The sequence below is a fragment of the Corynebacterium pilbarense genome (assembly GCF_026930265.1).
GTDB classification, from domain to species: domain Bacteria; phylum Actinomycetota; class Actinomycetes; order Mycobacteriales; family Mycobacteriaceae; genus Corynebacterium; species Corynebacterium pilbarense.
The window spans coordinates 185,966-211,253 of record NZ_JANRML010000002.1; the positions used below are offsets into that span (position 1 = coordinate 185,966).

Here is a 25,288-nt window from a genome sequence, read left to right on the forward strand (position 1 = left end):
GGGGAGTGCACTATTTTTGCGCGAACCCAGGGTCTGCCTCCCAGGGTTTGAGCCATCCCCGCCCTTACGACGCGCCTTGTTCCACCCGCCGCAGCAACCTCGCCGCTGCGATGAACAGGACGCAACCGCCGATGAGCGCCATGACGCCGACGCCGATGGCGAGGCCCGCCCAGAATCCTCCCGCGGTCGGCGACGTGTCCGCGGCCTGGCCGTCTGGCTGCGCGCCGGCGGCGTCAAGCGACGAATGGATCCCCGTGCCGCTTCCGCCGGCGGGATTCGGCTGGGCGGCGTAGGTCTCGGACGTGCCTGTGCTACCGGTCGTCGCCGAAGACGCTTCGGACGGTGCTTTCGCCTTGGTCGTTACCGCGGGCTTTGCGGCCTTGGAGTCATCCCTGGTCTTCGACCTGCTGGCGCGTCGGGTGCTTTGCTTGTCGGAGGAGGTGCTGGCGCGGTTGTTGCTCGACGCGCGCTGCGGCTGCGACTGCGCCGCGGGTTGCGCAGCGGGTGCCGGAGCTGGCTGCGCGGGCGCGGGTTGCGCGGCGGCCGATTGGGGCTGTTTCGGCGGTGCTGCCGGCGTCGCGGCCGAGCTCGACGGGGACCCCGACTTCGCGCCGCTGCCGCCGCCACTGTTGTCCGTCTTGCGCGCGAGCGGCGCGAGCGTGTCGCCGGCCTTCTTAATCTCCTTTTCCAGCGAGCGGATGCCTTCCGCGAGCGCGCCCGGCAGCGTGAGCTTGTCCTTGCCGGCACCGGCTGCAGCGTCGGCGCCGCCGAGGCGGCCCTCGCGCGCGGCGGTGACGGCCTCGTCGCCCACCGCGAAGGTGGCGACCATGTCTTCGGAGAAGTCCTTGCCGTCAGCGGACGTGCCGGAGAAGGTGAACGTGGCGGTGTACGCGCCCGGCTCGGTGAACCCGAAGCCTTGGTGGTCGTGGGCGTTGACCGGGTATTCCAGCTGCTTGGACGCGTCGCCGGAATCGAGCTCCACACGCAGCCCGCGCAGGTCCTCGTGCCAGGTGTAGATGCGCCCGGGGCCGTCGACGTCGCGCATGGCCACGGTCACCTTGGAGCCTTGCGCCAACGCGTCGGCGGCCACCCGGGTGGTGGAAAATCCCAGCCAGGGAAGGTTTTTCTCCTGCGCCTGCGGCAGGATCCACATCGCCTCGGGCGCGTCTGGGAAGCTCTCGCTCGCGCCCGCCGGCAGCGTTTTTCGCGCCGCGTCCGGCACGGCGAAGATGAAGCTGCCGGATTCGCGTTGGGCCTGGTTGTGGGGGTCGGAGTCGTCGATAAGCTTCGCGCTTATTGACGACCCTTCGGCCACCAACGCCATATCCATATGCCCCGACGTGATGAGCTTGCGCCGGTCCGCGGGCGCGGCGGGCGTAGTGCTCGTCGGCGCCGTTTCGGCCGGTGTCGTAGGCCGCGGCGCGGGCGTGGCGCGTGTGCTCGGCGAGGGTTTCGGCCGCGGCGACGGCGTGGCGCGCGTGGAGGCGCTTGTGCTCGGACTGGCGGTGTCCTGCGCGGTGTTGGGGGTGCGCAGATCGGTGGTGGTGCCCTCGGGCAGGCCGACGGTGGCGTCGTCGCCGACGAGCCAGTACTGGGTCACCGGCTCCGAGCGCTCCGTGCCGCCGCCGTCGAGCTCGGCGCGGCCCTGCCAGGTCATTTCGTAGATGCCTGGTTCGGAAAACGTCCAGGTGAAGTGGCCGTGGCCGCCGACATCGTAGGTGATGGTGCGCATGTCCTCGTCAGCGGAGCTAAACAGCCGCTCCGGATCGCCCACGCGCGAGGAGAAAAACACGTTGACGTCGCCGGGGCCGTCCATGTCCACCAGGTCGAAGTGCATGACGTCGTCGACGAAGTTATCCGGGATCTCGCCCGCCTCGTGCGCGGGGTCGAAGGCGCCCAGGCCAGACCAGATGGGCCGCCAGCTGTCGGTCCAGTCCGCGGACTGCGGCGCGGCCCACACGGTGCTGCCGGGCTCGCCGAGGAAGTCCAGGGAGCCGTCCTCCGGCACGGTCAAGGTGGACACGTCGTTGCCGTCTGCGTCGGCGTCCGGGGCGAGGCGGAAGCAGACCTTTTCCTGGTCGGTGACCTGCTGGCCGTCCACCGCCATCACGGTGAGCTTGTCGTTTTTGTAGGTGCCGTAGAGCGCGTCGTTGTGGGAGTGGTAGAGCAGTTTGCGCCCGGCGCACGGGTGGTCGATCTTCCCCAGTTCCACGCTGTGGCCGGGGTCGCCGGGGTTGTGCTCCGCGGCCTGCGCCAGTGGTGCGGCTGCGAGCGTGAGCACCGCTGCGGCTGCTGCTGCAACGAATCGCTTCATCGTTTCACCCCCTGAATCCAGCCGGCGAGTGCGCCGCGCTTCGGGGCGAACAGCCAGCTCAGTGCGAAGATGGCGGTCACGGCCAAAACGATGGTCGCGCCCGTGGGCGAGTCGTAGGACCACGCCAGCCACACCCCCGCCACGCTGCCGGCCACGCCGAACGCGGCGGCGATGCACATCATCGCGCCCAGCTTGTCTGTAAACAGCCGCGCCGCGGCGGCCGGGGTGATCAGCAGCGCCACCACCAGGATGTTGCCCACCGTCTGCACCGCCAGCACCACCGCGAAGGTCACGCACAGGTACAGCGCCAGATCCAGCGCGGCGACCGGCAGGTTCATCGCCCGAGCGGTCTCCCGGTCCAATGCCACCGCTGTCAGCCACGGGCGAAGCGCCACCACCACGGCCACGATGAACGCGCCGGCGACAGCATGAACGGCCAACGTGGTGGAGCTGACGCCCGTCAGCGAGCCGAACAGGAACGAGCTGACGGAGGCGGTGTAGCCCTCCGCCCGGGAAATCACCACCAAGCCGAAGGCGAACGCGGCGGTGAACACGATGCCGATCACCGAGTCCTCTTTAATCGTGCGCCGCTGCGACATCACCGCGATCAACACCGCCACGATCGCACCGGCCACCGCCCCGCCCAACAACACGGAGACCTGCCACGCAAACGCCACCGCAATGCCCGGAAAGACAGCGTGCGCCACCGCGTCGCCGATAAAGGCCATGCCACGCAGCACCACGAAACAGCCCACCACCGCGCACAGCACCGCCGCGATCACCGCGGCCGCCAGCGCGCGCGGCAGAAACGCCAGCTGGGGGTTGGCCATGTCGGCCAGGAATTGTACAAACGAAATCTCAGGCACGGGCAGCCTCCAAATGCGCTCGCACGCCGCGCAGCCACGGCGAATCCTCGTCGACGGAGAAGGTGCGGGTCCACGGGGCGTCGTCGTTAAGCTCATGCGTCGCGGCATCGGCGACAACACCGCGGTTGAACAACACCAAGCGGTCGCAGGAATCGATGGCCTCGGCGATGTTGTGGGTGGACATGACCACGCCGAGCCCCCGGTCCACCAGGCGGCGGAACAGCCGCAGCAGGTGCTCGGTGGTGGGGATGTCCAGGCCGGTAAACGGTTCGTCGAGAAGCAGCATGCCCGGCCGCCGCACCAGGGCGCGCGCGATGAGCACGCGCTGGCGCTGGCCGCCGGACAGGTCGTGGATGGGGCGCGCGGCCAGGTCAGTCAGGTTGACCATCGCCAGAGCTCGCTCGGCGGCGCGGTGCTCGCGCTCGCCAGCGCGTTGCCACCACGGGCGCTGACCCAGAGTGGCGTTGAGCGTGGCGTCATAGACGTCGATGGGGAAATCCCAGGCCACGTTGTGCGCCTGCGGCACGTACCCCACCACCTTGCGCACAGGGCGCCTGCCAGCGGAGACCGTCCCCGCGTCCGCTGGGATAAGGCCTAGCACCGCGCGCATGAGGGTGGTCTTGCCCGCGCCGTTGGGCCCGAGCAGGCCGACGAACTCGCCGCCGCGCAGCGTGAGGTCCACCCCGCGGAACACGTCGCGGCCCGGATACGACACCGCCAGGTCGCGCACCTCAATCCTTCTCATCGGCGGCCCCGCACAACAAACAGCGCAATCAAGGCGAGAAGCAGCACGCCGGCGCCCGCCAACAGTCCGATTTTCAGGCCGTTGTTCTGCTGCTCCGCGCCGGCCTGCCCCTCAGCCCGGAATTCGCCGAACGTCGCATCCGCCGCCTCTGCCGGGTCCACACCCACGGCGATGCGCACGACCTGCTCGTCGGTGTGCACGGTGCCGTCTTGGTCCTCCACCGTCGCGCGCACACCCACCAGGTGGGCGCCCGGCTCGGTGAACACCCAGTTGGCGTGGGTGTGCGTGTTCGGCTCCACCCACATCGACTGCGTGCCGGACTCCTGCTCGTTCCACAGCTGCTGCGGCTCGTGGAACCCGCCGGGCTGGACAAACAGGGAGAACTGGCCGGGGCCTTCGTGCCCGCCGAACTCCAGGCTCATCCCGTTGGCGGAGCGTTCCAGAAGCGACGGCGCCTGCGAGTTCCACCCCAGCCACGGCACGCCAGCGACCTCGGTCTGCGGGATCACCCACACCTCGGCCCCCGGCTTCGCGCCGGTGAACGCGAACTGGTCGGTCTCCGGCAGGGTCTGCTTCGCGCCGTCGCCGACGGCGAAGACCACGTCCTCGAGGTGGCGCCACACGGGCGTGTCCTGCGTGTCGTCGCGCACCAGGAACTGCATTTTCCCGTCGGCGAAGACGGGGCCCAGGTCCGCGTGGCCGGCGTCGATGACGGCGCGCTCGCCCAGCGGGGCGACCTGCTCGTCGGCGCCGACGACCTGCTGCAACGCCGGGTCGTTGTCCGGCACCTGGGCGGCAGCGACGGGTGCGGCCGCGATCATTGCGGCGGTGATAATGGCGGGAATCTTCATGGTTGTCCTTTCAAACATTTGCTTATCGACGCCCCATTGGCCCGCACCAGATCCACATACGTCTGAGCGGGCCCCTCCCCCGGCGGGTCCAAGGTGTCGCCCCAGATCGGGCACACCTCAACCCCGTGCGAGGCAGCGGTTTCGTTCAAAACGGGCGTTTCGTCTTCCTCGCCGTGCTCGACGAACACGGCCGGCACGCCCAGGTTGTCCAGCGTGCGCGACAACGCCATCAGATCGCGCGGGCTCGGCTCCACGCTCGGGTTCGGGGTGACAAACCCGGCCACACGCAGCCCGTACGCGCGCGCCAGGTAGGCGTAGCCGTGGTGGGTGGTGACCAGGTTGCGGTTGGTCTCCGGGACCTGCTCGAGCTGCTCGCGCACCTCCTGCGCCACCTGCTTGAGCTGGGCGCGGTAGCGCTCGGCGTTGTCGGCGTACGCGCTGGCGTGGCGCGGGTCGGCCGCGGACAGCTCGTCGCGCACCACCTGCACCACCGCGTCCATCGCGGCCGGGTCGTGCCAGATGTGCGGATCCAGCTCGCCGTGGACGTGGCGGCCCAGCACCGCCTGCGGCAGCAGGTACGTCTCCTCGCCCGGGTCGCCGAGGAAGCGGAACTCGCGCTGCGGCGGGATCGGCTGCAGCGTCTTCGACGGCACCACGACCACCGTGCCCGCGGGGTTCAGGTCGCCCTCGTCGTCCGTGCGCAGGGTCAGCTGCGTGTTGTCGTTGTCGGCGACCGTGGCGATGTCAACGTGCCCGCGCTCCACCGCATGCTTGCCCGGGGCGGCCTGCGCCGGGTCCTGGCCCACCACGAGGGTGACCGTCTGCTCCGTCTGACTGCGCACCGGCGCGTCCACCGCGTCGCGCACCGAAGCACGAAGCTTCAACTCGTACACGCCGGGAGCGGAAAACGCCCAGCTGACGTGGGTGTGCGCGTCCACCGGCAGCGTGGTGGCACCACCTGTGGAGTCGAACAGCAGCTCCGGGGTGCCAAAGGTGCCGAGGATGAAAGCGGAAGCGGTGCCGGGACCGGAGGCGTCGACAAGCTCAAGCTCCGCGACCGCCGTGCGCGGCAGATCCGCCGCAAACCGCAACCCCAGCCACACCGTGTCCAGGCTCGCGTCCTCCACCAGCGGAATCGGCGCGTAGCCGAAGCGCTGCGTCTGCTCCGCCAGCGCCACCACCCGCGCCTGCGGGCGTGCGGTCGCATCAATCGTGCGGGTCAGCGCCTGCGGCTCCAGCAACAACCCGTTGGTAAACACCGCGTCCGCGTACGCGATATCGCGCGTGTTGTGCAGCGTCGGCTCGTACGAGTGCGGGTCGGCACCGCGGCGCATCAGCGTCTTGACCTCGGCGTTATCGCCGGCGACGTTGCGCACGACGTCCGCAAGAATGCTTGTCGACGCCACCACGTTCACCCCCTCAACCTCCCCCGGAGCCTGCGAGCAGCCCGTAAGAGCAACGGCGAACGCGCACGCTGCCAACGCCCTGGCACGCCTCACTTCCCAACCCCCGTCAGCGCCAACAGCTTGCGACGAAGCGCCGTATCCAGACAGCACATCGCCGCGCCGAACACCGCCACGCCGAGGCCGAGGACCGCGAACGGAACGGTCATTACCGTCGTGCCGGTCTCCGCAAGCGTGTCCGGGCGCTCTTCGGCAGGCTGCTCCTGCTGGGCTGGTTGCTGGGCTGGTTGCTGGGCCGGTTGCGCGGCCGGTTTTTGGGCCGGTTTTTGGGCCGGTTGCTGGGCCTGCTTCTCGGGCTGCTGCTGAGCCGCCTTCTTCGTTGCGGTGTTCGATTGCGCAGTACTCGTCGCCGCCTTGGACTGCGCGGCGGGCGCCTCCGTAGACGCCTCAGCCTTCGCCGCCGGCGCCGCCTCCTCGTCGCCGACGATCCAGGTGTACGTCGCCTCGTTCGAACTCGCGCCGCCGCCTGTGGCCACAACGCGCATCTCATATGTGCCGGGCTCGGTGAACAGCCAGTTCGCGTGGACGTGCGCGGGCTCCTCCTGGGCGATCACGGAGCCCGTCTCAAGGCGCGTCGAGCCGCCATCGAGCACCGGGTCCAGGGAGCCGAAGCTGCCGGTTTGGAAGAGGTAGACCTCGCCGGGGCCGGTGACCTCCACAAACTCCAGATCAATCGAGCCGATATCGCGCGCGCCCTGGGTATCCCAGCCCGGCCAGATCAGATCCGAGCGCTGCGTCTGCGGCAGCATATAGCCAGCCTTGCCGATCTCCGGGATCTCCGCCGTGCGCTCCGTGTACGCGTCCTGGCCGACGACCAATTCCACGTCCTCCGGGGCGTGGCGCACGTGGCTGCCGGTGGCGTCTTCCTTCAGATCCAAAGTCAGCTCGCCGCCGTCCGCCGTGACGTTGAACGCGTCGATGTGGCCTTGATCCAGGCGCTGCACCTGCGCGTGCGCCGGCGTGATGCCCAGCATCGCGAGCAGGAACACCGCCAAACTAATGAAAACTCTTTTCAACACTTAATGGAGATTAGTTTCAATAGTTATTGGCGCGGGAAATTTACCCCCATCACGGGGAAAACACAAGGGCTTGCCGCAGCTGTGAATAACTCTGATGCTTTTTGGGGCGGGTTATCCACAGTTTCTGGTTGTGGGGGTTGTGTGGGGTTGCGTTGGGTTTAGGGTCTGTGGCCATGAACCCGTTCGACGCATTCATCCAGGCGATGTCCGCAGTATCCATGGAGACACTGCGGCACTTCGACCTGCCGGTTGCCTTGGGCGCCGGGATGGCGCCGGACAAAGCCCACGCGTGGGCGCGGATGCAGGACGTCTACTACGGAAAAACGAAGTTCACCCGCAAGCAATCGGAAGCCGCGCAGAAAGCCCGCGAGTTCTCACTCGACGAACTCGCGCTGATCGAACGACGTGTTGCCGTGGTGAAGGACTCCGGCGAGCGGTGGCGGCTACGGCTGGAACTGTTGGATGTCACCGGCGGGTACAAAGCAATCGAACGCGCCGCACGCGAGCTCATCCCCCGCGAAGACACCACCCCGACAAAGAAACAAGTTGCGTTCTCGCAGCCGAGAAACGGACGCGCACGCATCACCATCGACACCACCGACCGCAAAGCAGCCGACTTAGAACACCGCCTGCGCCAAGGCATCGACACCACCCAGCCGGCGGCGGCGCAGATGGAGGAGGCGTTCTGGCGCATCATCGAAGGCGAAACCGGCGGGGTCGTCGCCGCCGCACCCCGCCCGATCGTGATGGTGCCGATCACGGAGCACGCCCGCATTATGGCGGGCGACGGCGACGACGTCATCCTCACACTCACCGACGGCACCACCATGACCGGTGCGGAGTACCTCCAGCAAGAGTTCAGCGAAGCCTTGGAGGTTGCCGCCTTCCACCCGGAGGAAGGGGCGGTCAACCTCTACGACACCGAACGTTTCGCCAACCAGAAACAACGCGATCTTGCCTGCATGGTCTCACCCGTGTGCGCATTCCCGGGGTGCAGGCACGGCGCGTACGGTGCGGAGATCCACCACGTAGACGCGTGGAAACACGGCGGGCTGACCAACATGAACAACCTGGCGCCGCTATGCCGCTATCACAACCGGATCAACGACGACGACCCCTGGCGCAACACCCGCGGACACATCACCATGATCCGAGGCGCGCCCTGGTGGATCTCACCACGCGGCTACCACATCAAAAACACCGACCGCGGAGCACTCGACCAAATCTTCGGACCACCAAGCACCTAGCAACGCGAAACGCCGCCGCCCAAACGGACGACGGCGTAAAACGCACGCGTAAAAGCGCTCGAAGTCGAACTACTTGGTGGCGTAGTTCTTCTCCACGGAGGTGTCCACCGGCACACCCGGGCCCTGGGTTGCGGAGACGGTGATCTTCTTCAGGTAGATGCCCTTCGCGGAGGACGGCTTGAGGCGGAGGACCTCGTCGAGCAGTGCGCCGTAGTTCTCAGCGAGCTGCTCCGGGGTGAAGGACGCCTTGCCGATGATCGCGTGCAGGTTCGACGCCTTATCCACGCGGAAGGCGATCTTGCCGCCCTTGGAGTCCTGGATCGCCTTCGCGACGTCCGGGGTGACGGTGCCGGTCTTCGGGTTCGGCATCAGACCACGCGGGCCCAGCACGCGGGCGACGCGGCCGACCTTGGCCATCTGGTCCGGCGTAGCGATAGCCACGTCGAAGTCGATCTGGCCGGCGTTGATCTGCTCGATCAGCTCGTCGGTGCCGACGATGTCCGCGCCAGCCTCCTGCGCCTTGGTAGCGTTCTCGCCTTCGGCGAAGACTGCGACGCGGACGGTCTTACCGGTGCCGTGCGGCAGGTTGACGGTGCCGCGGACCAGCTGGTCAGCCTTGCGCGGGTCGACGGACAGACGCATTGCAACGTCGATGGTGGCGTCGTACTTGTCGGAGGAGGTCTCCTTCGCAAGCGTGACGGCGTCGAGCGGGTGGTAGAAGCTGTCGCGGTCGACCTTCGCCAGCTGCTCGATGTAGTGCTTGGACTTCTTAGCCATGTTGGATTCCTTTCAGGAGTTGTGGTTTGCGGGCCTGGCTTACGGCCCTTCCACGTGAAGCTTTTTACTTCTCGACGTCAATACCCATGGAGCGGGCGGTACCAGCGATAATCGCGGCGCCTGCCTCGATGTCGCGGGCGTTGAGGTCGTTCTTCTTGGTCTCGGCGATCTCCTTGCACTGCTCCCAGGTGACCTTGCCAACCTTGTCAGTGTGCGGGACGCCGGAGCCCTTCTTCAGACCTGCAGCCTTCAGCAGCAGCGACGCTGCCGGCGGGGACTTCAGGATGAAGTCGAAGGAGCGGTCCTCGTAGACCGTGATCTCCACCGGCACGATGTTGCCGCGCATGGACTCGGTAGCGGCGTTGTAGGCCTTGGTGAACTCGACGATGTTCACGCCGTGCGCACCCAGGGCCGGACCGACCGGCGGAGCCGGGTTGGCCATGCCTGCTTCGATCTGCAGCTTAATCAGGCCGGTGACCTTCTTCTTAGCCATCGCATTACCTCCTAGTTACAGCACCCGCAGCCACGATGAGCTGCCGCGGGGCTTCCGGATGCCGGGGATAGACCCAGCCACCGGGGATTTACAAGAAACGAAAACGTCGCGCGTGCGTGCACGCGCGACGAATCAGGATACGCCGTGAGGACGTCGAGAAGCAAAACGCTCCTACATGATGCGCTCGATCTGGTCGGCGGTCAGCTCCACCGGGGTCTCGCGGCCGAAGATGGACACCAGCGCCTCGATCTTGCCGGTTTCCGGGTCGATCGAGTTGATGGTGGCGGACACGCTCGCCAGCGCGCCGGAGAGGATCGTGACAGCCTCGCCGACCTTGTAGTCGTGCGCGAGCTGCTTCGGCGCCTCTTCCTCCGGCATCGCCACGACGGTCTCGCCCTCGGCGTTGACCTCCGGCTTCGCGCCGGTTGTGGCGGACTTGGGAAGCAAGAACTTAGCGACGTCACGGTGCTTCACCGGCGTCGCATTACCCTCATTGCCCACGAACGAGGTCACACCCGGCGTCTCGCGGACCACGGACCAAGCGGCGTCGTTCATGTCCATGCGCACAAGCACGTAGCCCGGCAGAAGCTTGCGCTTGACCAGCTTCTTCTTGCCGTCCTTGTTCTCGATGGCCTGCTCGATGGGCACGACAACCTCGTAGATGGAGTCCTCGACCTCGAGGGTCTGGGAGCGCATCTCCAGGTTGGTCTTCACCTTGTTTTCGTAGCCGGAGTAGGACTGGATGATGTACCAGTCGCCCGGCTGCTTCTTCAGCTCGCGGGTGTACTCGCGCAGGCGGCGGCGGTATTCGCTGTCGGAGTCAGCGTCCGCGTCGGCCTCGCCCTCGCCCGCTGCGGCTTCGACGTTGTCGAGGTCGGTCTCCTGGACCGGCTCCTCGACGGCGCCGTCGGCGTCGGTCGCAGCGTCTGCCGCCTCATCCGCCTCATCCGCCTCGGCGTCGACGGCGTCCTGCGCCGCGTCCTGCACCTCGGCGTCGCTCAGCTCCGCGCCAGCGACGTCAGCGTCGGCAGCGTCAGCCTCGCCGCTACTGTCGCTCTCCTCGTCGGAGGAGTCACCTGCCTCGGTACCGGCCGGGTCGTCGTCGCCGCCGTTCAGCGCCGGGTCGGTGGACGGCTGCACAGGCGCGCCCTCGTCGATCATTTCCTGCTCGTTGTTCTCGATGGCGCCTTGAACGTCTTTGTTTGCCTCAGTCATGGCTTTGTCTCCTCATCCGTCGAAACGTGTGCGCCCCAGGGTACCGGGGCAAAAATTATCCCGCCCCCTCGGTGTCCGAGGCGGCGGGAAAATGTTGTACGCGTGAAATTGTACCTAGCGGATGAAGATCCAGCGAATCACCCACGATGCCAGCGCGTCGGTGCCCCACACGAAGATGGTCAGCACGATCAAAAACGCGAACACGATGAGCGTGTAGTTGAGCATCTGCTTGCCGGTGGGCCAGATGACTTTGTTCATCTCGGAGACGACTTCACCCGGGAAGGCGGTGACGCTGGAGCCGTCCTTGGCGTCTTCGTCGTCGGTGGCGGCGGGGGCGCGCTTCGCCTCGTAGCCTTCGGAGGAAACGGGAGAAGCCCCACGCAGCTGACGCTTGCCGGTCGGCTGTGCGGGGTTTTGACCGTTGGGGTTAGTCACTAAAACTCCTCCAGGTTGTTTTGGCAGGGGCGACAGGACTCGAACCTGCAACCTACGGTTTTGGAGACCGTTGCGCTACCAATTGCGCCACGCCCCTAGGGCACTCAATCAAGTGCGCCTAACCCTACCACGGGACCCTTTCGGTTCCCGTTTGAGGTGAGTAGCGATGGAGAGAATTGAACTCTCGACACAGCGATTATGAGTCGCTTGCTCTACCACTGAGCTACACCGCCATGGTGCTCGCTGACGCTCGCACGAAGTGCAAGGACCCCAGCAAACAACAGAGCCCCCTGACAGAATCGAACTGTCGACCTTTTCCTTACCATGGAAACGCTCTGCCGACTGAGCTAAGGGGGCACAGCCTCTTTGTTGTGGATCTTCGCTTTCGCTCTGACCCGCTCCGTTGAAGCCTTGGAAAGATTAACCCGATGTTGTTTTCAAACACAAATCGGCTGGCAAGAGGTGGTTTTGAAGGGGGTTAAGAATCAAAAGATATGGCAGCGATGGGGTCGCAATGCCAACCGCGGCGGTGATGCGAAGTGATTCCAAGTCACCCCCCGCGGCGCGCTGAACCGGACACACCTCTAACCCACGACGAAACCCCGCCGGTTGAAAAACCGACGGGGTTTTGTCTGTGGTGCCAGGTAGAAGATTCGAACTTCTGAAGGCAATGCCGGCGGATTTACAGTCCGCTCCCTTTGGCCGCTCGGGCAACCTGGCAAGCACGTTCAAAGTGCGGGATTTACCTTACAACACCGCCCCGCAATCGGTACAAATCGGCTGGTTAACCGACCCGTTCGACGGTTAGGCGGGTCATGGTGCGAAGCGCTTCGCGGGCGGGGCCGTCCGGCAGGGCGTCGAGTTCGCGCTCGGCATCGTCGACGTAGCCGCGTACGGTCTCCAGGGCGCGCTCGCGCCCGCGGGTCTGGCCGAGCAGTTCCAGCGCCCGGGCGACGTCGGCGTCGTTGGTCAGCGGGCCGGTGAGCAGCCCGCGAAGCTCCTCGCCCGCCGGCGAGTCCTCTTGCAGCGCGTAGAGCACCGGCAGGGTGAACACGCCCTCACGCAGGTCGGTGCCGGGGGTTTTTCCGGACTGCTCGGGGTCGGAGAAGATGTCGATGATGTCGTCGACGATCTGGAAGATCATGCCCACCGCGTCGCCGATGCGGGCGCAGCGCGCCACCACCTCGTCGGAGGCGCCGGCGTGGCGCGCGCCCAGGTAGGCGGCGGAGGAGATGAGCACGCCGGTTTTTTCCTCGATGACTTTCAGGTAGTGCTCCACCGGGTCCGCCACGCCCGTGCCGTCGGCACCGACGGTTTCTCGCATCTGGCCGGTGACCAGCTCGGAGAAGGTGTCGGCGAAGTGGGCCACGGTGTCGAGGTCCATGAGCGCCATCTGGCGCGACGCGTGAGCGAACAGGATGTCGCCGGCGAGGATGGCCACGGTGTTGGTCCACCGGGTGTTGGCGGATTCGACGCCGCGGCGGCGGTCGGCTTCGTCCATGACGTCGTCGTGGTAGAGCGTGGCCAGGTGCACCATCTCGGTCACGGCGGCGCCGCGGATGACGTTTTCGGCGCCGGGGTTCGGCCCGAATTCGCTGCAGAGCAGCGCCATCATGGGGCGGAAGCGTTTGCCGCCGGCTTTGGCCAGGTGTGTGACTTTGTCAGTGAGGAAGCTCTCCCCGCGGTTGAGCTCCGTCATCAGCAGCTCCTCCACCGCTTCGAGCCCGGTGTTGAGCCGGGTGTTGAGCGCGTCGTCGCCCAGGTCCAGGTTGAATCCGTGGCGCGGTGACGGAGTGGTGCCGTACGTCATAGATAACGTCCTTGCAGGTTGGATGGGCCCATGTGTAACGCACTAACCGTAGCCCAATTACCCCGCCGGGTGCACTTGCGGGTGCCGCTGGCAGAATGTGGCGCGTGAGTGAGTTGTTCGACCTCGTTGTTGTGGGCGCTGGCCCTGCGGGTTCCGCGGCCGCGATCGCGGCGCAGCGCGCCGGCATGAGCACATTGCTTCTCGACGCACAGGGCCCCCGCCGCGACAAAACCTGCGGGGACGGGCTGACGCCGCGCGCCGTCGATACGCTTGTGCGCCTGGGGCTGGACGTGCCTGCGTACCGCAACAAAGGCCTGAAGCTGCATGGCTTCGGCGGGGATGTTGTCGCGCCGTGGCCGCGCGGCGAGGGGTCCGCGTCCCCGCGGGCGATATTTGACGCGATGCTTGTCAGCGAAGCTTCGCTCGCCGGCGCAACCGTGCGCCACGACTGTGCGGCGACGGGGGTGCGTTTCAGGGGCGGAGCGATTAGCGCGGTGGAGACCGAGCAGGGCGTGGTGCGCGCCCGCTGGGTGATCGTGGCGGACGGGGTGCGCTCCCCTTTCGGCAAGCTGCTGGGGCGTACGTGGCACCGCGGGCAGGTCTACGGGATTGCGGCGCGGTCCTACTGCGCCTCGCCATTTTCGGACGAGCCGTGGATGCACTCCCACGTGGAACTTCGCGACGCCGACGGGGTGATCCAGCCCGGCTACGGCTGGATCTTCCCGCTCGGCGACGGCACCGTCAACCTCGGCTGCGGCGCACTGTCGACGGATGCGCGCCCAGCGAAGGTCAACACCAAAAAGCTTTTGGCTCTGTACGCCTCGCAGCAGCGCGAGGCGTGGCAGCTCGGCCCAGAACAGGCGGTGGCCTCGGCGCTGCTGCCGATGGGCGGGGCGGTGTCCAACGTGGCGGGCCCGAACTGGGCGCTGATCGGCGACGCGGCGGCGTGCGTGAACCCGCTCAACGGCGAGGGCATCGACTACGGGCTGGAAACGGCGGTCGCCGCCGTCGAGCTGATTTCCGGCGGCGGGGACCTGACGCTGGCGTGGCCGGCGCTTCTGCGCGAGCGCTACGGCGAGGCGTTCACCCTGGCCCGCACCCTGGCGCGCCTGCTCACGTACCCGCAGTTTTTGCCGCTGGCGGGACCGGTGGCGCTGCGCGGGCTGGGCGGGCGCTACCTCATGCCGGCAGCGGCGCGGCTGATGGGCAATCTCGTGGCTGAGGAGGACACGGACCTCGTCGCAAGGCTGTGGCGCCTGGCCGGCAAGGGCGCGTGGGCTATGTCGGGCGACCAGCCGCTCTGGGATGTGCGCTAGGCAGGCTTGACCGCGCTGTGCAGCGCGACAATTCCGCCGGTGAGGTTCTGCCAGCCAGCATCGGCCCAACCGTTGGCGTTAATCGCTGCGGCGAGCTCTTCCTGGCCCGGCCAGGCGCGAATGGATTCGGCGAGGTACTCGTAGGCCTCCGCATTGGAGGACAATAGCTTCGCCAGCGCCGGCACCGCCAGTGGCAGGTACTCCTTGTACAGGGTGCGAAAACCCGGCACGACGGGGGTGGAGAACTCGTTGACGGCCAGGCGCCCGCCCGGCTTGGTCACGCGCGCCATCTCGCGCAAGCCGGCCTCGAAGTCGTGGACGTTGCGAAGCCCGTAGGAGATGGTCACCGCGTCGAAGGTGCCATCGGCAAACGGCAGGTGCATCGCATCACCGACGACCTTGGGCACGTCGCGGTCTTTGCCGGCGGCGAGCATGCCCTGGGAGAAGTCGCAAGCCACCACCCACGCGCCGGACTTGCCAAGCTCCACGGTGGATACGGCGGTGCCGGCGGCGAGATCCAGCACGAGCTCGCCCGGCTGCAGGTTGAGGCGCTCGCGCGTGCGGCGTCGCCAGTGCTTGTCCAGGCCGAACGACAGCACAGTGTTGGTCTTGTCGTAATTTTTGCCCACGTCGTCGAACATGCCGGCAACGTCGAAGGGCTTTTTGTCCAGATCCGCCTTGGCCATGGTGCGCAAGTCTACTTTGCCACCCACAAACGGAGGCCGTACGACAACACAACACTTGCGAGTTCGTCACACCGAACTTTATTATTCGCCGGTATGGGACTTGATGACTCCAACATGGGCGCATGGCTCGAAGCCATCGCATTGTTCGAGACCGCACGCGAAGGCGACCACCTCGCGTCCGCGCGGCTGGTGCGCTCCAGCGCCAACCCGGAAGACGTCACGCTCAACCTGATGCGGCTGCTCGCCGTCTACCTGCGCGACGAATCCCCGCAAAAGCTCGACCGATTCATTGCCACGTCCCACCGCGTCGGCCCGCCGCCGCTTCTCTAACCGCACGGAAAGAACACAGAAAGAAAAGGACCAACATGCTGAAATCCAAGGTGCTCGCACTCGCCGCCACGGCTGCGCTAGCTGCCGGCCTGGCAGGCTGTTCGCAGGACAGCACCGACGCCGCCGGTGACAAAGACACCCCCGTGGTGCTCACCACGTTCACGGTGATCCAGGACATCGCCTCGAACGTCGCCGGCGACCACCTGCGGGTGGAGTCCATCACCAAACCCGGCGCGGAAATCCACGGCTACGAGCCCACCCCGGGCGACATCTCGCGCGCCTCCGACGCCGACCTGATCCTGGACAACGGCATGAACCTGGAAAACTGGTTCTCCCAGTTCGTCTCCGACCTGGACGCGCCGCACGCCACGGTCAGCGACGGTGTGGAGCCGATCGATATCGCCGAGGACGCCTACGCCGGCAAGCCCAACCCGCACGCTTGGATGAGCCCGGTAAACGTGCAGACCTACGTGGACAACATCGTCGACGCGTTCAGCGAACTCGACCCGGAGCACGCCGATGATTTCAAGGCCAACGGCGAAACATACAAGCAGGAACTGCAGGCTGTGCAAGACGAGCTGGAAACCAAGCTCGCCGCTGTCCCCGACAAGCAGCGCGCCTTGGTCACCTGCGAAGGTGCGTTCTCCTATCTGGCTCGCGACGCGAAGTTGACCGAGCGCTACATCTGGCCGGTCAACGCTGAGCAGGAAGCCACCCCGCAGCAGATCGCCGGCGCGATCGAGTTTGTGAAGGAAAACAACGTCCCGTCTGTGTTCTGTGAATCCACGGTCTCTAACGCGCCGATGATGCAGGTCGTGAAGGCCACCGGCGCGGAGTACGGCGGCACCCTCTACGTCGATTCGCTTTCTGAGGAAAACGGTCCGGTGCCGACCTACCTGGATCTGATTCGCCACGACACGAAGGTGATCATCGACGGTTTGAACGGGGGCAAGCAGTGATCCCCGCAATCGCGGTTGACGATGTTGCGGTGCGCTACGGCGACGTCGTCGCGCTCGACGGCGCAACTTTGAGCGTCCAACCAGGCCGTATCTGTGGGCTGATCGGGATGAACGGCGCGGGCAAATCCACGCTACTCAAGGCGATCATGGGGTTGGTCAAGCCGGATCGCGGCACGGTTCGTATCAACGGCATCGACCCCATGCGCGCCCGCAAGACGCAGGTGCTGGGCTACGTCCCGCAGAGCGAGGACGTGGACTGGCAGTTCCCGGTCACAGTGCGTGATGTGGTCATGATGGGCCGCTACGGCCACATGGGCTTTACCCGCCACGCGCGTGCGGAGGACATTGCAGCTGTGGATCGCGCGCTTGAGCGCACCCACCTTGAGTCGTTCGCAGACCGCCAGATCGGTCAGCTTTCGGGTGGCCAGAAGAAGCGTGCCTTCATCGCCCGCGGTATCGCTCAGGGTGCGAGCATCATGCTTCTCGACGAACCCTTCGCCGGCGTGGACAAACATTCCGAGGCCACCATCACTGAGCTGCTGCGTGACCTCGCGGCAGAAGGCACCACTATTTTTGTGGTGACGCACGACCTGGTTGCCTTGCCCCAGCTCGCGCCGGAGACAGTGCTGTTGAACCGCCGGGTGTTGATGCACGCCCCGACTGAAGTGGTGTTAGAGCCGGACAATTTGGTACAGGGCTTCGGTATGGGGGTGTCAGCATGATTGCGCTGCTTACGGAGCCGTTTGGGTACGAGTTCATGATGCGTGCGCTTGCGACCTCGCTGGTGGCGTCGATTGTCTGCGCGCTGTTGTCGTGCTGGCTGGTGTTGGTTGGCTGGTCGCTGATGGGCGATGCGGTAAGCCACGCTGTCCTGCCCGGCGTGGTGCTGGCCTACATTCTGGGCGTGCCGTTTGCCGTCGGCGCGGTGGTGTTCGGGTTCCTTGCGGTGGCACTGATCGGGCTGGTGCGCGATACGTCCCGGGTGAAGGAGGATGCGGCCATTGGCATTGTGTTCACCACCATGTTCGCGCTGGGGCTCGTGCTCATTTCGGTAACCCCTTCGCACACGGATCTGAACCACATCATCTTCGGCAATCTGCTTGGTGTGTCCCGTGGGGACCTGCTGCAGGTGGCCATCCTGGGAGCGATCGTGTTGAGCGTGCTGGTGCTCAAGCGGCGCGACTTCACCCTCTACGCGTTCGATCCCACCCATGCACACGCGATTGGGTTGAATCCGCGCCTGCTCGGTGCGGCCCTGCTGGCACTGCTGGCGCTGACGTCAGTGGTGGCACTCCAGGCCGTTGGCGTGATCCTGGTGGTGGCGATGCTGATCATCCCGGGTGCGACCGCCTACCTGCTCACCAACAAGTTCGGCACGATGCTGGTCATCGCCCCGACCATGTCGGCAGCGTGTGCAATCGTGGGGTTGTACTGCTCCTACTACCTGGACACAGCCTCTGGCGGCATGATTGTGCTCGCCCAAGGTGTGGTGTTTGGTGTGGTGTACCTGTTCGGCCCGCATGGGGTGCTGCGGGGTCGTCGTTACGCATCCACGCGCACGAAGACGGAATCCGTGGCTTCCTCGCCGAGCGGCACCGCCTCCGCCGCGCCGGCAAGCCGGACCGCGACCGCGCCGGAGTAAGGGGCACCCTCTCCCACCTCGAGGGTTGCGCCGACGACGAGCCCGTGACTGTCGAAGAATTGCAGCAGTTTCGGGTCGTCGTCGGCAATGCGTTCAATCGTGGCCTTCTGCCCCGGCTGCACGCCGGTCAGTGGGACGGCCTCGGGGGCATCAACACGCCCGCTGGCTGAGGGGATGGGGTCACCGTGGGGGTCGCGGGTGGGATGGTCAAGAAACGCGTCGATGCGCTCCACCATGAAGTCACTTACAGAGTGCTCGAGGTTCTCAGCCTCGTCGTGCACTTGGTCCCAGGTGTAGCCCAACGCCTCCACCAAAAACGTTTCAATCAGGCGGTGGCGGCGGATCATCGCCACCGCGTACGTGCGGCCAGTGTCGGTCAGCTCGACGGCGCCGTAGGGCTTGTGTTCCACCAGGCCCTGCTCGCCGAGTTTGCGCACCCCGTCGGAAACGGTGGATTTGCGCAGTCCAAGGTGCTTGGCCACTGACGACGGCGTCACCGGCGTATCTGACCACTCCGAAAGCGCCCAGATGCCTTTGAGGTAGTTCTGGGTGCTGGTGGATAGGTCGCCGACGGACATGCTCGCCACTCTACTTGGCGGCGCGCATGCGTCTACGCGGTGTCGCCGCGCCGCGCTTGCCTGCGGGGCTGGCCCAGGCGTGCCGGCGCCCAGCGCGGCAGGGCCACGTCGCGGCCGAACAGGTGCACCACGTTGCGCTCGTAGGCATTCAGGACCTCGGAGTAGTAGCCCAGCAGCTGGTCGCCGAGTGCGGCCCAGGTCTTGTCCGCCACGGACTCGCGCGCGGCGGCTTGCAGCGTGGTGTGGCGGGCGTCGTCGAGGATCCACCGCGCGGCGTCGTAAAGCTCCTGCTCGAAGGTCTCCACCTCGAGCAAAAGCCCGTTGTCGCCGTGTTTGATCAGGTCGATGGGGCCGCCCGCGCGCGGGCCGATCGTGGGCACGCCCGAGGCTTGCGCTTCCTGGATGGCCTGGCAGAACGTTTCAAACTCGCCGGTGTGCACGAACAGGTCCAGCGACGCGTACGCGCGGGCGAGCTCCTCGCCGGACAGCGCCCCGGTGAACACCGCCGAAGGCAGCGTCTCGGCCAGACAGTCGCGCTCGGGGCCGTCGCCGACGACGACGAGTTGGACCGACGGGTCGCTGACAAGCGGGGCGAGGCGGTGCACCGACTTCTCCGCGGCCAGCCTGCCCACGAAGCCGACGATCTTCTTTGCCCCCGTGGGGTCCCACATGCGGCGCAGCACGTCGGAGCGCTTTTCCGGGTTGAACAGCTCGGTGTCCACGCCGCGGCCCCAGTGGCGCACGTTGTTGATGCCGTGGGATTCGAGCATGCGGATATAGCTTGACGAAGGCGCCAGCGTCATCTCGCTCATATTGTGAATCGTGCGCGTCCAGTCCCACGCCAAGTTCGCCACCATGGGCAGGTGGTACTTGGTGGCGAAGCCGGCCACGTCCGTCTGGTAGAGCGCCACCGCCGGCACCCCGAGCTGGCGCGCGGCGAACGCGCCCGCCCCGCCGAGGACGAACGGGCTGGCCAGGTGGATGATGTCCGGCTTGAACTCGGAAAGCGCCGCCGCGACGGTGGTGGTGGGCACACCGATGGGCAGGGAATCCACCAGCGGAACCATCACGGTGGGCACGCGGACGATGTTGAAGCCTAGGTAGTCCGGGATCTCGTCCTGGAAGTCGCGCGCGCCGGGGGCGACCACCATCGCCTCGTGCCCTTCGCGCTTGAGGTGCTCGAGCACGCGCAGCACCGAATTGGTCACTCCGTTGACGTTGGGCAGGAAAGACTCCGCCACGATTCCCACTCGCATATCAGGCACTCTCCCACTGCAATCCAAATTTGCCGCCAATTCTGGTTGAACCAAACATGAATTTTTACCCCTCCGGCACCCACCGTCCGACGGCGAACCATGCCCCAGCGGCGACGAGCGTGGCCACCGCCCACGTCGACAGGGCGGGCAGAAGCGCCAGCGCCCAGCCGCGGCCTTCCACCTTGACCAGGTCGGGGTCGGACTTCGCGTAGGTCACCCGCACGTGCTGCCCTTCGCCCAGGCCGGTCGGGTACAAAAGTCCGCGCGGCGGGGAGACCAGCTGGCCGTCTTCGGTCTGGTACTCCACGAACGTGCGCATTCGCCCGGCCTCGGTGACTATCGCGGTGCCGCGGCCGGGGTTGGCCTGGATGCGGGCGTCGTTGAGCGCGGGGCCTGCGGCCATGGCCACGCTGCCGAGGGTGGCAAACGCGTAGAGCGCGAGCACCACCTGGTGCGCGCGGCGGCGCCACCTCATCGGTTCAGCCGCGCCGCCAGCGCTCGGCGGGTGGTGCGGGTGGTGGCGGCCTCCACGACGGTGATCGGGTTCGGCTGGGCTTCGAGCTCCAGCAGCACCTCGTTGAGCTCGGCGAGGGTGTCGGCGCGGCGGTAGTCGGCCCCATACGCTTCCGCCAGCTTCTCGACGTCCACGCCATGCGGCGTGCCAAACACCCGCTCAAACGCACCGCGGAGGTTGTCCGCGCCCGGTTCGAGGGCTTCGAAGATGCCGCCGCCGTCGTCGTTGGCCACCACGATGGTGAGGTTGCCCGGGCGCGGCTCGTCGGGCCCGATGAGCAGGCCGTTGGCGTCGTGGATAAAGGTCAGATCCCCCATGAGTGCGAGCGTGCGCGGGGCGCGGATCTCGTCGGGACGCAACGCCTGGGTGGCAAGCGCCACGCCCACGGCCTGGGAGACGGTGCCGTCGATGCCCGCGGCGCCGCGCGCGGCGTAGGTGGACACGCCGTCGAACGGCATGCCCACAAACGAGGCGTCGCGCACCGGGTTGGACGAGCCGAGCACCAGCGTGTCGCCCACGCCGAGGGTGTCGCACACGGCGGCGGCGACGTGCAGGCCGGTGAAGCCGAACTCGTCTTCCGTGAGCGCTTGGCGCACGGTGTCGGCGCCGACGTCACCGGCGGCCTCGCAGATCTTCAGCCACGTGTCCGTGGGCTGGCCGGTGGCGTTGACGCGCGAGCCGCGTTTGTCCGGTTGGCCGGTGAACGTCTCGGTGCGCGAGATGCCGATGACCTCGATGTCCGGGTCGGCCAACAGCGCCATCACGTCGCGGTGCAGCGTCGGGTGGCCCACCACGATGACCTGCTCCGGTTTGGTGTCGGCGGCGAAGTCGCCACCGTCGTGGGAGATGGCCACCTCGGACTGGGCGAAAAAGCGCGCGGCCAGCGGGTGCACCTGGTGGAACGGCGTGGGGGCGGTGGGCTCGGCGATGGTGGGCACGTGCTCGAGTCCCGGCACCTCCCAGGCCTCGTCGCCGGCGATGACCAGGGTGTTGCGGGTCAGGTCCACGTCCACAACGCCGTGATCGACCCAGTCGCGCGACCCCTCAAGCGCGCCTGGGCCGACGCGGCGCGGCGCGCTCACCGGCTCCGGCAACGCTTCCGGCACCAGCGGGGTGTCCAGGGCCACGTTGATGTGGACCTGGGGGGCGGCGAAGGAGGCCGCGTGGGCGTCGTCAAGCGATTGCACCTGCTGCGTTTCTGCGTAGCGGCTGAAGATGCCCTGCTGCCAGATGGTCTGGCTCGCCCCGGTGCCCACGAGGCGCTCCGGGCGGTCCGCGCTGATCACCGCGAGCGGGGTGTGCGACATGTGCGCCTCAATCACCGCTGGGTACGCGTTGGCCACGGCGGTGCCGGAGGTCATCACCACCGCGACGTGGCGGCGCTGCACCCGCGCGAGGCCGAGGGCGGTGAAGGCGGCGGAGCGCTCGTCGATGCGCATGTGCACGCGCACGTCGCGGCGCGCCAAAAGCGCGTAGGCCAGCGGCGAGTTGCGCGAGCCCGGGCTCATGACCACATCGGTGCAATGCTTCGCGACGAGCTCCGCCACCGCCGCCGCAATCTCCATAGCTGCCATCTACTGCTCCTGTAGGTACTCGTCCGCGCCGCCGCGCAGCTGGTCCAAAATATCGCGGGCGCCGTCGCGGATCTCGCGCTCGAGCTCGCCCGGATCCGGCGCCGGTGCCGGCTCCATCGGCTCCAGCGTGGCGGTGGGGTTGTCCCGGTCGCGGAAAATGGACGGGAACTTCGTGGTGGTCTCTGTCTTGGTTTCCGTGGTGGTCTGCGTGACCGTGCTGGTCTCCGTCACCGGCGGCTTGTCCGCCTCCGCGGCGGCGCCGCGCCACAGCACGGCCAGCACCACCGCGGCGATGAAGCTCAGCGCCGCGAACACGCCGAGCGCGATCGCGCCCGCCGAGGTGCCCTTCTCCGGCTCCGGCTCGTAGCCGTTGTCGTAGTAGGGCTGCTCGTACTCGTACTGCGGCTGGGCGTAGCGCTCCTCGTAGCGCGGCTGCGGTTGTGGTTGCTGGTACTGGTTTTGGGACTGGTCCGGGAAGTACTGCCGGGGCCGCTCGCGGCGCGGCTCGCCATCCTGGGGGCCGTACTGCCTCGTCTCGTTATCCATGCGAAATACACTAGCGCGCCCCGCCAAATGCTCTTGACGGGGCGCGAAGGTGTCGGGGTTTAGAGCACCAGCCCGAACACCGGCACTGCGATGAAGTAGGTGGCCAGCGTGATCAGCACCATGGCGATGGCGTTGAGCCAGATGCCACCCTTGATCATCTCGCCCATGGTGACGTAGCCGGAGGAGTACGCAATCGCGTTGGGCGGGGTCGCCACCGGCAGCATGAACGCACAGGTGGCGGCGAGCGCCACCGGGATGGCGAGCAGCATGACGTTCATCTCCGTGGCGTCGGTAAGCCCGATGCCCACTGCCACACCGCCCATGATGGGCAGGAACGTCGCGGCGGTGGCGGTGTTTGAGGTCAGCTCCGTCAGAATCAGCACGAGTGCGGCGACCGCGAGGATGAGCAGGATCATCGGCAGCGACGCCAGGCCCTTCGCCTTCTCGCCGATCCACAAGGACAGGCCGGTGGCGGTGAACATGCCGGACAGGGAAAGCCCGCCGCCGAACAGCAGCAGCACGTCCCACGGCATCTCGTTGGCCGTCTCCCAGTCCAACAGGCGCTTGCCGTTGGCGGTGCCGGGCACGATGAACATGAGCAGGCCGGCGATGATGCCCACAATCGCGTCGTCGTACGGGAAGTCCCAGCCGAAATGGTTGCGGCCCAGCGGGATGAAGATCCACGCCAGCGCGGCCACCAGGAAGATCACACCGACGGCGACCTGCGGGAAGGTCCAGGGGCCGAGCTTTTTCAGCTCGGCGTCGATGAGCTCGCGCCCGCCCGGGATGGTGTCCACTTCAGGCTTGAACACGGTGATGAGCACCCACCACGCGATGAAGGTGAACACCACGGCCACCGGCAGGCCCACCAGCATCCACTCGCCAAAACCGATGACGATGCCGTGGGCTTCTTCCATGTAGCCCTTCAGCAGCGCGTTCGGCGGGGTGCCGATGAGCGTTGCCAGCGAGCCGATGGACGCCGAGTACGCGATCGCCAGCATGAGCGCGGTGGCGAAGCGTTTCTGGTTTTTCATCCCGCCGACGGTGTCTGCGGTGAGCATGAGCACGGAGGTGCCGATGGGCAGCATCACCACGGCGGTGGCGGTGTTGGACACCCACATGGACATGAAGCCGGTGGCGAGCATGAAGCCCAAAATGATGCGCTTCGGGCTGGTGCCCACCACCTTGACCACCATCAGGGCCAGGCGGCGGTGCAGGTTCCAGCGCTGCAGGCCCAGCGCCATGAGGAAGCCGCCCATGAACAAAAAGATCGTCGCGGACGCGTAGGGCGAGGAGACGTCCTTGAACGGCGCCACGCCCGCCAGCGGGAAGACCGCAATCGGCAGCAGTGCGGTGGCGGCCAGCGGGATCGCCTCGGTCATCCACCACGCGCCCATGAGCACGGTGGTGGCGGCGACGATGCGCATGGTGTCCGCGGAGTACTCCACGCCTTCCTTCGCGCCGGAGGAGTGGGCGACGGTGTCCGCCGCGCCGGAGGGGAAGAAGAAGTAGACGAGCGCGGCGAGAATCACGCCGGTGATCAGGCCGATGAGCTGGCGGCGCCACTCGCCGGGTTCGGGCGCTTTGGCGAGGTCGCCGTCGGAAAGTGCGGCGGATTCGTGGATCACGGGAGTCGACATGGGCGAAAGGTTAGCGGACACCCCCTATCCCACACACCCGTTTCCGAAATTACACCCGGATTCGGGGGCACTGCTTTAGCGCCTCTACGCAGGCGCGGACGCGCTCGAACCACCAGTCGCGGCGCGCCGCCGGCGCCTGCAGCGCGTGCAGCCTGTCCGGATCGGGGGTAGTGCGAGTAACCGCCATGCGCCCGTCCGTGATCTCCCGGGGCTCCGCGACGTCTTCAACAAACAGCCGCTGCGTGGCCAGCCCAGCCGCGCGCGAGCCGGCAAGTTTCGCGGCAACTAGCCCCGCGTCCATCCCGACGGCGGTGTCCAACGCGCTGGCCACGGTCACATCGAGGTCCAAGTCGCGGGCGATGCGCAGGAGCTTATCGACGCCACCTAACGGCGCCACCTTGCACACCGCCACATCCGCCGCCTGAAGTTCGGCCACGCGGTACGGGTCGGCGGCGCGGCGGATGGACTCGTCGGCCGCGATCGGCGTCCTGGTGCGCCGCCGGACCTCCGCGAGTTCCTCCACGGTGGCGCAGGGCTGCTCGATGTACTCCAGCTCGCCGAGTTTCTCGGCGGCCTCGACGGCCTCATCGACGCTCCAGCCGCGGTTGGCGTCCACGCGAAGTCGCGCATCGGGGCGAAGCTGGCGGACGGCGGCGACGCGCCGGAGGTCGTCGCCAAGCGACTGCCCCTTCTCCGCCACCTTGATTTTGAAGGTGGAAACGCCGGGGTAGCGCGCGAGCACCGGCTCGACGTCGGCGACGGCCGGGATGGTGCCGTTGACCTCGACTTCGCCGTGCGCTTCAGGCAGACCGGTGAACGCTGCTTCGATGCCAGCGACCAACCACGCGGCGGATTCCTGCGCGCCGTATTCGGTGAACGGGGAGAATTCGCCCCAGCCTGCGGGGCCGTCGATGAGCAGGGCCTCGCGGGTGGTTACGCCGCGGAATTTCACGGCCATGGGCAGGGCGACCACGTGGGCGCGCTCGAGGATCTCGTCGGCGGAAGGCAGCAT

Annotated in this window: 25 protein-coding genes and 4 tRNA genes; 6 read left to right on the forward strand and 23 right to left on the reverse strand. The window is 66.9% G+C overall.

Annotated elements, in window-relative coordinates; translation table 11 throughout:
* Positions 1 to 64 precede the first annotated feature (64 nt).
* The 6 genes from NUW87_RS02780 to NUW87_RS02805 are packed head-to-tail and all read right to left on the reverse strand — an operon-like array spanning position 65 to position 7,258.
* Entirely contained in the window at positions 65 to 2,314 is a 2,250-nt protein-coding gene (locus tag NUW87_RS02780) for a choice-of-anchor M domain-containing protein (protein ID WP_269027129.1), read from the reverse strand.
* Positions 2,311 to 3,180: an anchored repeat-type ABC transporter permease subunit gene (locus tag NUW87_RS02785; RefSeq protein ID WP_269027130.1), complete on the reverse strand. Its 870-nt coding sequence runs from the start codon at positions 3,178 to 3,180 to the stop codon at positions 2,311 to 2,313. Before NUW87_RS02785 ends, NUW87_RS02780 begins: the two co-directional genes overlap by 4 nt.
* The gene (locus NUW87_RS02790) at positions 3,173 to 3,925 is read right to left on the reverse strand and encodes an anchored repeat-type ABC transporter ATP-binding subunit (protein ID WP_269027131.1); all 753 of its coding nucleotides are present in this window, start codon (positions 3,923 to 3,925) and stop codon (positions 3,173 to 3,175) included. Before NUW87_RS02790 ends, NUW87_RS02785 begins: the two co-directional genes overlap by 8 nt.
* A complete protein-coding gene (locus NUW87_RS02795; protein WP_269027132.1) occupies positions 3,922 to 4,776 on the reverse strand; it encodes a choice-of-anchor M domain-containing protein in 855 nt (284 codons plus the stop codon). Before NUW87_RS02795 ends, NUW87_RS02790 begins: the two co-directional genes overlap by 4 nt.
* Complete coding sequence (locus NUW87_RS02800; protein WP_269027133.1) at positions 4,773 to 6,275, reverse strand: anchored repeat ABC transporter, substrate-binding protein; 1,503 nt, start codon at positions 6,273 to 6,275, stop codon at positions 4,773 to 4,775. Before NUW87_RS02800 ends, NUW87_RS02795 begins: the two co-directional genes overlap by 4 nt.
* Positions 6,272 to 7,258, reverse strand: a complete 987-nt coding sequence (locus NUW87_RS02805; protein WP_269027134.1) for a choice-of-anchor M domain-containing protein — start codon at positions 7,256 to 7,258, stop codon at positions 6,272 to 6,274. Before NUW87_RS02805 ends, NUW87_RS02800 begins: the two co-directional genes overlap by 4 nt.
* A gap of 173 nt (positions 7,259 to 7,431) precedes the next feature.
* On the opposite strand from NUW87_RS02805, the gene NUW87_RS02810 reads away from it, so the two are divergent.
* Entirely contained in the window at positions 7,432 to 8,505 is a 1,074-nt protein-coding gene (locus NUW87_RS02810; RefSeq protein ID WP_269027135.1) for an HNH endonuclease signature motif containing protein, read from the forward strand.
* Positions 8,506 to 8,574: 69 nt separating this feature from the next.
* Here the strand turns inward: NUW87_RS02810 and rplA are convergent, their stop codons facing one another.
* From rplA to NUW87_RS02855, 9 genes are all read right to left on the reverse strand, one after another.
* The gene (rplA, locus tag NUW87_RS02815; protein WP_194561158.1) at positions 8,575 to 9,282 is read right to left on the reverse strand and encodes a 50S ribosomal protein L1; all 708 of its coding nucleotides are present in this window, start codon (positions 9,280 to 9,282) and stop codon (positions 8,575 to 8,577) included.
* 64 nt (positions 9,283 to 9,346) lie between these two features.
* On the reverse strand, positions 9,347 to 9,775 hold the full coding sequence (gene rplK / locus NUW87_RS02820) for a 50S ribosomal protein L11 (RefSeq protein WP_034997189.1): 429 nt from the start codon (positions 9,773 to 9,775) through the stop codon (positions 9,347 to 9,349).
* A gap of 171 nt (positions 9,776 to 9,946) precedes the next feature.
* Entirely contained in the window at positions 9,947 to 10,990 is a 1,044-nt protein-coding gene (nusG, locus tag NUW87_RS02825; protein WP_269027136.1) for a transcription termination/antitermination protein NusG, read from the reverse strand.
* 114 nt (positions 10,991 to 11,104) lie between these two features.
* On the reverse strand, positions 11,105 to 11,425 hold the full coding sequence (gene secE / locus NUW87_RS02830) for a preprotein translocase subunit SecE (RefSeq protein ID WP_269027137.1): 321 nt from the start codon (positions 11,423 to 11,425) through the stop codon (positions 11,105 to 11,107).
* 21 nt (positions 11,426 to 11,446) lie between these two features.
* Positions 11,447 to 11,522, reverse strand: a tRNA-Trp gene (locus NUW87_RS02835).
* 64 nt (positions 11,523 to 11,586) lie between these two features.
* Positions 11,587 to 11,658: transfer RNA gene (locus NUW87_RS02840), tRNA-Met, on the reverse strand.
* A 51-nt stretch (positions 11,659 to 11,709) separates the two neighbouring features.
* A tRNA-Thr gene (locus tag NUW87_RS02845) sits at positions 11,710 to 11,782 on the reverse strand.
* A gap of 278 nt (positions 11,783 to 12,060) precedes the next feature.
* A tRNA-Tyr gene (locus NUW87_RS02850) sits at positions 12,061 to 12,145 on the reverse strand.
* Between the two features lie 64 nt (positions 12,146 to 12,209).
* Entirely contained in the window at positions 12,210 to 13,235 is a 1,026-nt protein-coding gene (locus NUW87_RS02855; protein WP_269027138.1) for a polyprenyl synthetase family protein, read from the reverse strand.
* Between the two features lie 95 nt (positions 13,236 to 13,330).
* Between NUW87_RS02855 and NUW87_RS02860 the strand changes: the two genes are divergently transcribed.
* Positions 13,331 to 14,551: a geranylgeranyl reductase family protein gene (locus tag NUW87_RS02860; RefSeq protein WP_377733886.1), complete on the forward strand. Its 1,221-nt coding sequence runs from the start codon at positions 13,331 to 13,333 to the stop codon at positions 14,549 to 14,551.
* On the opposite strand, the gene NUW87_RS02865 is transcribed toward NUW87_RS02860, so the two are convergent.
* A complete protein-coding gene (locus NUW87_RS02865; protein ID WP_269027140.1) occupies positions 14,548 to 15,237 on the reverse strand; it encodes a demethylmenaquinone methyltransferase in 690 nt (229 codons plus the stop codon). The genes NUW87_RS02860 and NUW87_RS02865 overlap by 4 nt on opposite strands.
* Positions 15,238 to 15,330: 93 nt before the next feature.
* Here NUW87_RS02865 and NUW87_RS02870 point away from each other — a divergent pair, with 93 nt between their 5' ends.
* The 4 genes from NUW87_RS02870 to NUW87_RS02885 are packed head-to-tail and all read left to right on the forward strand — an operon-like array spanning position 15,331 to position 18,168.
* Positions 15,331 to 15,567 carry a hypothetical protein gene (locus NUW87_RS02870; RefSeq protein WP_269027141.1) on the forward strand — a complete coding sequence of 79 codons (237 nt, stop codon included), beginning with the start codon at positions 15,331 to 15,333 and terminating at the stop codon, positions 15,565 to 15,567.
* A 35-nt stretch (positions 15,568 to 15,602) separates the two neighbouring features.
* On the forward strand, positions 15,603 to 16,526 hold the full coding sequence (locus NUW87_RS02875; protein WP_269027142.1) for a metal ABC transporter substrate-binding protein: 924 nt from the start codon (positions 15,603 to 15,605) through the stop codon (positions 16,524 to 16,526).
* Complete coding sequence (locus NUW87_RS02880) at positions 16,523 to 17,248, forward strand: metal ABC transporter ATP-binding protein (protein WP_034997179.1); 726 nt, start codon at positions 16,523 to 16,525, stop codon at positions 17,246 to 17,248. Before NUW87_RS02875 ends, NUW87_RS02880 begins: the two co-directional genes overlap by 4 nt.
* Entirely contained in the window at positions 17,245 to 18,168 is a 924-nt protein-coding gene (locus NUW87_RS02885) for a metal ABC transporter permease (RefSeq protein ID WP_051106251.1), read from the forward strand. Before NUW87_RS02880 ends, NUW87_RS02885 begins: the two co-directional genes overlap by 4 nt.
* Here the strand turns inward: NUW87_RS02885 and NUW87_RS02890 are convergent.
* The 7 genes from NUW87_RS02890 to NUW87_RS02920 form a co-directional block, all read right to left on the reverse strand.
* Positions 18,069 to 18,746 carry a metal-dependent transcriptional regulator gene (locus NUW87_RS02890; RefSeq protein WP_239217592.1) on the reverse strand — a complete coding sequence of 226 codons (678 nt, stop codon included), beginning with the start codon at positions 18,744 to 18,746 and terminating at the stop codon, positions 18,069 to 18,071. The two genes, NUW87_RS02885 and NUW87_RS02890, sit on opposite strands and share 100 nt — an antisense overlap.
* Before the next feature lie 32 nt (positions 18,747 to 18,778).
* Positions 18,779 to 20,002: a glycosyltransferase family 4 protein gene (locus tag NUW87_RS02895; RefSeq protein WP_269027143.1), complete on the reverse strand. Its 1,224-nt coding sequence runs from the start codon at positions 20,000 to 20,002 to the stop codon at positions 18,779 to 18,781.
* 64 nt (positions 20,003 to 20,066) lie between these two features.
* Entirely contained in the window at positions 20,067 to 20,477 is a 411-nt protein-coding gene (locus NUW87_RS02900) for a DUF3592 domain-containing protein (RefSeq protein WP_269027144.1), read from the reverse strand.
* Positions 20,474 to 22,090 carry a 2-succinyl-5-enolpyruvyl-6-hydroxy-3-cyclohexene-1-carboxylic-acid synthase gene (gene menD / locus NUW87_RS02905; protein ID WP_269027145.1) on the reverse strand — a complete coding sequence of 539 codons (1,617 nt, stop codon included), beginning with the start codon at positions 22,088 to 22,090 and terminating at the stop codon, positions 20,474 to 20,476. The genes NUW87_RS02900 and menD overlap by 4 nt, the downstream gene beginning before the upstream one ends.
* On the reverse strand, positions 22,091 to 22,636 hold the full coding sequence (locus NUW87_RS02910) for a hypothetical protein (protein ID WP_269027146.1): 546 nt from the start codon (positions 22,634 to 22,636) through the stop codon (positions 22,091 to 22,093). It lies immediately after the preceding gene.
* Positions 22,637 to 22,695: 59 nt separating this feature from the next.
* On the reverse strand, positions 22,696 to 24,276 hold the full coding sequence (locus NUW87_RS02915; RefSeq protein ID WP_269027147.1) for an SLC13 family permease: 1,581 nt from the start codon (positions 24,274 to 24,276) through the stop codon (positions 22,696 to 22,698).
* Between the two features lie 49 nt (positions 24,277 to 24,325).
* Positions 24,326 to 25,288 (reverse strand): o-succinylbenzoate synthase, encoded by a 963-nt coding sequence (locus NUW87_RS02920; protein WP_269027148.1) that lies wholly within the window; start codon positions 25,286 to 25,288, stop codon positions 24,326 to 24,328.